Origin of the sequence: Duganella flavida (genome assembly GCF_009857445.1) — a bacterium.
GTDB lineage: Bacteria > Pseudomonadota > Gammaproteobacteria > Burkholderiales > Burkholderiaceae_D > Rugamonas > Rugamonas flavida.
Genome location: NZ_WWCN01000081.1, coordinates 1 through 255, shown reverse-complemented (window position 1 = coordinate 255; position 255 = coordinate 1). Strand labels below are relative to the sequence as shown.

1 rRNA gene is annotated in these 255 nt (G+C 50.6%); it reads right to left on the bottom strand.

The annotated features are described in order from the left end of the window. Positions 1 to 255 (bottom strand): 23S ribosomal RNA (locus tag GTP46_RS30525); the annotation flags it as partial.

Sequence of the window (255 nt, the reverse complement as noted above, 5' to 3'; positions counted from 1 at the left end):
ACCCACAGCTCATCCCCTAATTTTTCAACATTAGTGGGTTCGGACCTCCAGTGCGTGTTACCGCACCTTCATCCTGGCCATGAGTAGATCACTTGGTTTCGGGTCTACACCCAGCGACTATCGCCCTATTCGGACTCGATTTCTCTACGGCTTCCCTATTCGGTTAACCTTGCCACTGAATGTAAGTCGCTGACCCATTATACAAAAGGTACGCAGTCACCCCTTACGAGGCTCCTACTGTTTGTATGCACACGG